Source organism: Waltera sp., from assembly GCF_046969025.1.
Lineage (GTDB): Bacteria > Bacillota > Clostridia > Lachnospirales > Lachnospiraceae > Acetatifactor > Acetatifactor acetigignens.
The window spans coordinates 1-9,304 of the sequence record NZ_JBKVQF010000043.1; the positions used below are offsets into that span (position 1 = coordinate 1).

Below are 9,304 nucleotides of genomic sequence, written 5' to 3' on the forward strand. Positions count from 1 at the left end.
TCATATAGTCACCCGCTTTCAAAAATTGAAGTTTTTTCATTTCTCGAAACCGCTTTGCTGTACTTATTATACTGTCTGCTAATAGTATATGCAAGATGTCGCTTTCAAAAACGCAAATTTTTTTATTTTTTGAAAGTGGAAACTATGTAAAGACAACCCGAAAGCTGCCCCAGGCATCAAGCCTATCCTGCTTACACAGGTTCATTATCATCTGCATCATCGTCCTCAAACTCGGGATTGTACCCATAGTCATCGTCATCGTCCACATAATCAGCATCCGGATCAGGCTTTCACCCGGACGGAGCTGGTCGATGATCTCATAATTCATGCCTGCACCAGTGCGCACATTCAGACGAGAACCGCTCGTTACCACCTTGCCAGTTTCCATGTTTCATCCTGATTCTGCAATTCCTTCTTTTCTTCCATAGGCAATTTCCTTTTCCTGAACGGACTCGCTTTTGCTCGCTCGTTGTCTCGGCATTCGTCAAAGTCTCAAGTAAGCTTGGACCTTGACTCATTGCGCACGCAAAAAGCCCGTCCAGAATAGATTGTTTTGTCTCACTGCTTTTCCTAATTTTACACCCTAAAACTCATCCTACACTGTAGTTAATCCCTCTGGGTGACGGCTAGGAAAATGTGAATTGGTGACAAGCATCCATCCCCGCTGATAAAATCAGTATTTTCAATCTTGTTTCGCTGACAAATGAGTGACACTGTCACCCTGAGGGTTCAACCATTCCGTTCCTACGAATTCATATTTATGGCTACCATTCTCACTCAATATGCGGTAATGATAACACTGTTTTCTTATTAGATTACCCTAATATAGCATTAAAAAAGAACCACCGCTACGGCAATGGTTCCTTCTAATTTAAAGTAGTATCTCTTTTTTGTGTGTATCCGTCAAAAATGAATTATTGACAATATCACTCCTCTGTTGCAAAAAACAATTTGCTACTTTTTCAATATCCTTTGATACCTTTGTATAACTATTGGTACTCAAAATAATCTTTCCCTGATCATCAACATCAAACGCCACGAAACGATACTCATCCAGTCCTGATTTCAAAGCCAAATCTACTAAAGCTTTTTTCCCTTTAAAAGAAGGTAACACCAACTCCGACAAATATGAGTTCAATCGTATTTCATAATCTAGGACAGTTACAATTCCAAGATTCTCTGAGTTTGATATCGAATGAAACAAATATTTCTCCATGAGAATCATCTCCTGACCAATGTGAATACGGATGTCTAATTCCGTTATATGCATTATATAAATCGTTTAAGTAAATCAAGCAAATCCGCTACTATGGGCTTTATGCCAGATCTCGCGAGAATGATAAGAAAATCAATCTCGCCATTGCAAAGGAAAAACGTAAAACTATTCTTTCTTTTAATCGTTGGCGCGATTGTACATTATCTTCCTTTGGATATGGATTACTTCTTAAATGAAGACGATGAGTTTGGTGAAGACTTCCCTGGTGCTAAAGGCTTCTATATCTTCTAAAACCTATCGTTTATTTGTTGTGCCCGCTAACTTGCGGGCACTTTTCATATCTAGCAAGCCCAAAGGTAGAACTTTCCTATAAAGCAAAAAATGCTCCCGATTACAAAATCAGGAGCATTTCCACTCATAGATTTATTTGGTTTGTTTCTCTTCCTTGCGCTTTTTTACAGCTACCGCTCCTATCGCTGCCGCTGCTGCGATTCCTGCAAAGGCTATCAGCCAGATAAACGCTGCCCTGCTCTCCGTATCAGAGTTATCCTTTACGCTATCCTCGGAAGCCGTCTCTGCACTCTCAGCTCCATCGCTTCCTGCTGCGCCTGTGGTATCTGTTAGGGCTGCTTCCTCCATCGAAGCCTCATCTAACACGATGGTATAGTCCGAAGCATGGGTAAATCTAAGATAAGCAAAGCCTTCCGCATCTACCTCTCCTGCACTGATGAATTCCAGTTCCCTCGTGCTTTCATTGTAGTAGAAGAGGTTTGCCACAAGCCCCTGGTTAGCTGCCCCTACGTTGATACGCAGGACTGCCTCAAAGCCAAACCTTCCTTCATAGGCAAGTGTTACATTCATCGAAGTCCTCTCGCCTGTCAGCGCATTGATAAGGTCTACCGGAATCGCATCCGACGCCTCTTCGCCATACGTTACCCTAAAGTCAATATCTCCGACCTTATCTGAGACGCTCTTTCCATTTACGGACCAGGAAATGCCACCTCCCAGGTCGAATTCTATCGTTACGTTCTTTCCTCGTATCTCATCGAATACATCGCCCGGCACTACGCTTGCACCGTTCATATCAACAGTGACCCTCTCGCCCTCTGCGCGTGCCGCTGTCTCTGCCTTAATGACCTCCCAGCCTTCCTTGCCGTCCTCTCCGCGGATAAAAGGCATTGCCTGCTCACCCTGCTCTGCAGCTGCATTGCCCTGCGATCTTATCGGGTTTGCCGGCTGCGCCGGAGCTGGAGTCGGTACTGGCATAGGAGCGGGTGCAGGCGTCGGAGCCGGTGCCTGGTTTGCTGACTGCGCTGCCGTAGAATCCTTCCTGCCTGAGTTGCTTCCTGTGCTTCCACTGTGATGTCCGGAGCTGCTTCCGGAACTGTTACTGCTTCCTGTGCTGGAAGAGCCTCCAGATACAAGCTTTTCAATCGCCTTTTCCGCATAGTAGCCACAGTCGCTGCACGCATAGGACATGATGCCCTCCTGCGTGGTCGTTGCCGGTCTGAGCTGTCTGCTTACAAGATTCGTATGGTTCGCCGTATCCTTCGGCGTTGCAACACCGTCATCTAATTTCTTACCGCATACCAGACACCAGGTCTCACCCGTAGTTCCCTCTGCGATACAGGTTGCCTTGACAGCTCCCTTTACTTCCTTCTTTGCATGCTCGCAGTTTGCACGGGTAATCTGAATCGTAACGGTTTCCGCTTTATAGCTGCCCTTATCTGCCCCGTCATAGACTGCCGTTGCAGAAGTTACATTACCACCAGTGCCATCATCTTCTACCAGTGCTTTTGCCGCATCCGCATCATCCCATTTCCAGCCCTGTGGCAGCTTCACACTGCCGACCGTCTCACAGGAATGTGCCACGTTCATTTTACTGCCCGGCATAAACGGTGCAGCCTGTGCCTGATTAACCGTTACTGTCACACTGCCTGTCACTGCCTCATAGGAAGCAGTATCCTCCGGTGTAAAGAGATACTCAAAGGTCTTATTTCCAAGATAGGTAAGCTTCGTCGAAGGCGCCTTCCACTTGAAGGTTCCGGCTACCGATGCAGCTGCTCCAGTGCCAGTGCCAGTGCTTCCCATGCCATTGCCATAAATCGCCGCACCTGTAGGCGTCTGATTGTACAGGTAATCGCCATGCGTATACGCATTTGCTGTGGCGGGCTGTGTACTGATATACGGCATTGCTTTCTTTACTGTCAGCGTTACCGTTTTTTCTATTGTCTCATAATTTTTCGTATCCGTCGGCGTGAAGATAACCGGATACGCATTGGTTCCAGGCTTTGGTACAAGGCTTGCCTCCTTAAAGCGCCAGATGCCATCAAGCATTGCGTCATCTGCGCCTCTTACCTCGCCCGGCTTCTGCGCATGGCTCTGACACCAGTCAGCCGCAATACTCGTAGGGCTGTAGTAATACGCTTCGGGAATCGGCACGCTCACAACCTTCGGCACTGCTTTTTTGACGCTGACCGTTATCATTCCCTTGCACTTCGCATACGCATCATCCGTCGGTGTAAAGGTCCATGCCGCATTGTAATTCCCTGCATCCGGTTTTTTATCCGGTTCATCAAAGGAAAGCTTTCCGGGTACTGTCTTTCCGCTCACCTTATCCGCAAAGGTTGCACTGTTAAACTGCAGGCTGGAAAGCGCCTCTCCGTAGGTTAAGTCAGCCTTCTTAAGGCTTATGCCGCCCTTTAGTTGTACCGGTAGCTGGTCTATCAGTTTTATTACGACCAGGATTCCCTGATTGGTATTTATATTATAGTTCGCAGTCGATACTGGCACAGTTATCGTTGCCGCGTCACCTACTGCACCACCTGTCTTTACTGTGTAAGAGAGCCTGCCATCCTGAGAAACGCTCACTCCTTCAAGGATGCTTTTACTGTCCGACGTCTTGACTACGTCATAGGTTACTCCACCGCAATCCTTTGGCAGAAGCGCTGCCAGGTCGATGCTGTCCGAGCCGCCCCTGAGGAACAGAAAATCTCTGTAAATGTTTGGTGGATTCCAAGAAGCCTGTGCGATATTGACTTTTACGGTCAATGGCTTTGCCTCTGTATAATTTATAGCTGTAGGATATAAAAGCTTAATCGTCGCGCTTCCTGCGCCCTTAATCGTTACCTCTCCTTCCCTTGAAACCGAAAGAAGCCTTGTCGCAATGTCTGCTTTATCTATATCATTACCATTTGCATCCTTTGCATCTATGACGGTATATTCAGGAAGGTTGTAGTGGATATTATTTGTTTCTACTGCCAGAGAGAACGGAGCATCTCCATAGCGAACTTTCCAGTCATCCTGATAGCCTGCAAGCTTCACAAACTTGCCCTGTGCCTTGTCAGTGTAAAGGAAACCATTTTCTCTCGTAACAGCAGCAGGGTCATCGATGTCCTCATAGTAACCCTCTACCTTTATGCTGTAATTTCCACTGGTTGAAGCTTTCTCAATCCCAAACGCCCACTTGCCAGCAGCACCATCCGGCTTTGTTGCCTCCGCATCTGTCCGAAAATCTAATTCCTTCCAAAATTCTTCCTTCGTATCGCCAGCCGCCAATGTTCCACCTAAGATTTCAAACTTAAGCTTTTCCATTCCCGGGAAAGGTTCCCCGTAGGTTCTGTGCATATTTTCAACCTTAATCGTAATCGGGCGCGGTGCAATCTCCGCTGTCAGCGATATCTCAACAGACGGACAACTATTATTTTCCGCCATGACCATAATCGTAAAAGGATAGCTGCCTGCATTGGTAACCATATAGGTATTCGCGTCCTCATACGCCTTTCCATCTGCCCCTTTGCAAGTTATTTTCAGCGGAAATTTATCCACATACTCACTGTCAAACCCATCCTTTGCAAGCGTCTTACCCGTGCAGGGTGCAATATAGCCGCCTGTTACCGGAATATGGGCATTCTCATCATACTTATCTGCTTTAAGTGTTACGTTTATCGCATCACTGTCAGCCAATGCCGTATGTGCCGTTCCATCATACTCTGCCGCAGTTGCCGTAGCGCCTGCTGCCTGCATCTCACCCAGTCCGATTGCAAACTTAAATGCAACCGTACCATAGTAAGCGCCGCATCCGGTAATTATCGCTGTAGGCGCGTCAGTTGACTCTTTATTTTCATTACATTTAATGTTGTTTTTATAGACTACCGTATAATTTGCATTTTTAATGTCTGCATTGGCAGAGTTTGTGGAGTCCTGTGCCAGCTCTTTTCCAGATTTGTATTCTGGTCCGGTAAGCTTTACAGCTCCTTTTGCAGTCATCAGTGTAATGCCCGTCATTACCTGCGGATAGCCATCGTAGGTACGACCTTCCAGACCTTCGATATGAAGGTAGCCTTTTTTATAGGCTTCCGCAAGGTCAGTCCTTCCGCAGATGCTGCAATAGCCATAGTCATCCTTCGTATGTGCCTTAAGGGTTACCTTGGAAGACGGCATCGTGAAGGAAAGGTCTGTCGTATCTATCGTTACTGCATTGCCGCCATAAGGCTCATAAGAGCAGACTTCGCCCGTGACCTTAATTTTCTGGTCCGTCGTACCTCCATTGCTGTACAGTCCGTAGGTTGCACCGTCCCTCTGTGTGACATTTGTGTCATTTTCTCCACCTGTAGGCAGAGCGATACCACCCAGCTCTATCGGGAACCATATCTTAAATGCGCCAGCTCCCTTCGTTATTTTGCTGGAAAAATCAGCAGAGTCATGATTACAGTAGATGCTGGCATCCAGATTACTTTCATCTCCCGTAAACGCATCAGGTATTTGTGCTCCCTTCTCTATAACTATCTCAGCCTTGCCAGAAGGAACCGTTACATTCTCTAGTCCAGCTACACCCTCGCCCAGCCGCAGTACAGCGGTATCACCAGGAAAGCTTATGTTTCCGACCACGTTTATATTTTCTATGGTAACATCCTGTCTCCCTGTCATAAACAGGTAGTTTCCCTTACCCGTCAAGGTATGTGGCTCATCACCCTCTGAACGCAGCGTTATCTCAGCCGGCAAATATACTTTATCGAGCATCTTGTTTATACTCTTACCTGCTATCGTATCCTTCAGCAGCAGGATTTCCAGCTTCTTCCATAACTTGTATTCTTCATTCTTTTTATGCTCTTTCGATTCTTCCAGATAGAACATGGCTGTATCCCATGTCAGGAAATACATCGTTTTTGTCTCACCGCTATTTTTTTCTATCTGAAACTTTACAACGGCCTGAGATGTATCCTCCGGCATGTCAGCGCGAAGCACTTTTACACTGCCCTGACTTCTATCCGTTCTGCTTATATCGGTCTTAATACCGGCTGAATAAAAAGCATAGCCTTCTTCCAGCGTATCCGCAATAGCATAACCCTGCGTTTTATCAAGCAGAGAATCATCATTTTTACCAAAATTGCTCAGAGCAATCTCTCCATACTCACCACCTGAAAGCATTACTTTTGCACGTTTTATCTGGCTAAACTCTCTGTGGTCTATATGCAGAGCCTTTATCTTTGCAGTATCTCCGGATACGCTAAGGGTGGCACCTCCACATACCAGAACCTCTTCTCCCTCATACGTACCTCCGGTAATTGTACAGGAAATATCAGTATTGTGCATCTCACTAGCTTTTCCAATATAAATACTGTTGCTGTAATAACCATCTTTTAGCTTTGCAGCCGCACCACCCAAAAACCTCAAGACACCCTTATAATTACCATTCTCTACCGTAAGCTTTGCTTTGTTCTGAATAGAAACTGGGGCGATCAGTGTTCCATTCTGTCCCGTGCCTGCGTCTTTAAAGACTGCCTCCACACCTTCGCCAGTGATATAAAGACCCTTTCCTGTAACGGTACAGCCATTAAGATCCATACAAAAGCTGACCTTTTTTGTACCCCCATCTATTTTCCACTCGCTTTCTGGCTCAGAAATATTTTTCAGGATTTTCAACGTAATTTCAAGGTCTGCATCCGCATCAGCAGTATTTACTGTAGCTTTAACTGCATCGAATGCTTTCGTAAGTGTTGCATAACGTGTTGTATTCCCACCTACCGTAACTTCCGCAACACCTTCTTCTACCGTAAAGACAGCCTTTTTGGAGGTCGCCGTATATTCACCGCAGGTCGCTACACAATAGTATTGATAGGTGCCTGCCAAAAGTCCTGTAGGAATCCTGTAGGTCGCAGATTTTGCATCTCCCTTCGTTTGTTCTACTTTTGTCGTTGTTCCATTTATTGTTTCATCAGCATACCACTGGTAGGAGATACTGCCACTGCCAGATTCCGCTTTTACGGTTAGCTCAGGCGCCTCGGAAGCGGTATAGTTTTCCATCACAGTTTCCGCTCCGCTGGCAATCGTTGGATGCGTCGTGAAATAGAGCGGACTTTTAACAGCCGTTACCTTTTTCCCTTCGTCTGTCCACCTGGCTGTTAGGTCTGCATAGGTACCATCCTCATACTTTAAGGTATAGCCGACCTTCAGAAGGTCCTGCAGGGTTTTATTAGGATTATTAACCCAAATCGCATTGCCTGAGGCTTGGGCAGGGGTAAAGGTTCCCTCTGCAATCTGGCTGTTGTCGGGTAATCTAAGACGTCCATTAAAGGTTCCACCCTCAATGTTTACAGCTAACTTTTTATATTCGTTATCCATTATAATACGGTTGCCAGCATTCGCTGTTAAAGTAGCGCCTTTTTTAACTGTAATTTTAATGCTACTATTATCGTAAACACCGATGCAACGAGAATCCTTGTTATTGTTTTCAATAACTGCGCCGCCGCCAATGATACAGTCGGAGCAGCTGCCCATAAACATAATAGCGCCATATTTAAGCTTAACGTTTCCGGTCACCTTCGTATTGGTAATTGTACAGGCGTTACTGTCACAAATAGTAATGACGCCTTCCTGACTACCATTACTTCCACTAATATTTGCTTCGTCAATGGTACAGGTCGCACCTCCCCACATCGCAACTGTGGAACCGGTTCCAGCATTTTTGATTGTGACATGCTCAATTTTCAGCACGCTATCTACAGTTATCAGTCCATCTCCTTTGAATCTATTTTGCCCATATTGATAGTTGCCTGTAATTGTTCCCTCATTCGAGCCGGACGAGGTAATTGTTATATTTGCTCTTTTAAAATATAAACGCGCATTGTCAGCCAGTTTCAATGTATGGCCATTCAAATCCAGCTCTATCTCTTTTGCCAAACCGGTACCAATGGTAAGCGCACTTGTTATGGAGGCATCATCATTCAACAGTTTAATGGAAACTTTTTCCAGGTTTGCGTTTCCATGCCCGCCAATCCATGTTGCAAGGTCCTGAGCGTTGTATTTTTGCTGTACAGTCCCGTCAGCTTTCATTTCTGTTACTTCAATCGTTCCATCAGCCAGCAGTGCAATCCCATATTCGCCTACGAGCACATAAATGGTCGGAAGCTCCACGTCTTTACCCAATACGAGCTGGTTGCCGTCTCCATCCTCATCCGGCAGTACCGGCGTATAGGCATAGCAGAAGCCGTTTGACGCTTCACTGCTGTCAAATTCTTCTGCGTCGCTCTCTTCCACATTCAGCTCCCACTTGATGTTTTTCAGACGGATTTTCTCCGTCGTTGTCTCGGTATCAGAGGAAGCTGCTGCGTCAGAGCTGCCTGTCGTCTTTACACTGTCTGCATTATCGGATGTAGATGCTGTGTCGGTTTTCTTTGCATTGTCTGCAACGTCGGATGTGGATGCCGTGTCAGAGGCATCGTCCTTCTCTGCTGCGTGTACTATGAGTTTATGCGGCAGAAGGGTATCCGCCATCTGGCCAATAAGCGCACCAAAAGCAGAGGGTAGGTCGGCACGTGCCTGTGTATCCTCTGTATCAGAGCTGCTAGAGCCATTTGGGTTGTTTGATTTGTCAGAATTTCCAGAATCCTTTGATGTATCCGAATCCTTTGTATCTGCATTTCCATTGTCAGAAGCACCAGACTTATCGGAAGCATCCGCATTGCCGGAATCGCCATCCTTTTCATCTGAGGATTCTGTATCTTTCTTATCATCAGAGGACGCAGTATCTCCATTACTGTCATCCGTCTGCGCATCGTCCTTCTCTGTATCTCCCGTCTCGGAAGC

3 protein-coding genes are annotated in these 9,304 nt (G+C 46.1%); all 3 read right to left on the bottom strand.

The features are described from left to right. Window positions 1-142: 142 nt before the first annotated feature. The 3 genes from ACLTOH_RS15050 to ACLTOH_RS15060 all read right to left on the bottom strand — a co-directional run bounded on the left by ACLTOH_RS15050 (window position 143) and on the right by ACLTOH_RS15060 (window position 8,992). Window positions 143-388, bottom strand: a complete 246-nt coding sequence (locus ACLTOH_RS15050) for a hypothetical protein (RefSeq protein WP_412224340.1) — start codon at window positions 386-388, stop codon at window positions 143-145. A gap of 483 nt (window positions 389-871) precedes the next feature. Then, window positions 872-1,216: a type II toxin-antitoxin system RnlB family antitoxin gene (locus ACLTOH_RS15055; protein ID WP_412224341.1), complete on the bottom strand. Its 345-nt coding sequence runs from the start codon at window positions 1,214-1,216 to the stop codon at window positions 872-874. A gap of 423 nt (window positions 1,217-1,639) precedes the next feature. Further along, complete coding sequence (locus tag ACLTOH_RS15060) at window positions 1,640-8,992, bottom strand: hypothetical protein (RefSeq protein ID WP_412224342.1); 7,353 nt, start codon at window positions 8,990-8,992, stop codon at window positions 1,640-1,642. Window positions 8,993-9,304 lie beyond the last annotated feature (312 nt).

Excerpts from the sequence above, each read along its gene's own strand:
- ACLTOH_RS15050 (WP_412224340.1), bottom strand. The coding sequence starts at position 388 with ATGGAAACTGGCAAGGTGGTAACGAGCGGTTCTCGTCTGAATGTGCGC.
- ACLTOH_RS15055 (WP_412224341.1), bottom strand. The coding sequence starts at position 1,216 with ATGGAGAAATATTTGTTTCATTCGATATCAAACTCAGAGAATCTTGGA.
- ACLTOH_RS15060 (WP_412224342.1), bottom strand. The coding sequence starts at position 8,992 with ATGGCGGATACCCTTCTGCCGCATAAACTCATAGTACACGCAGCAGAG.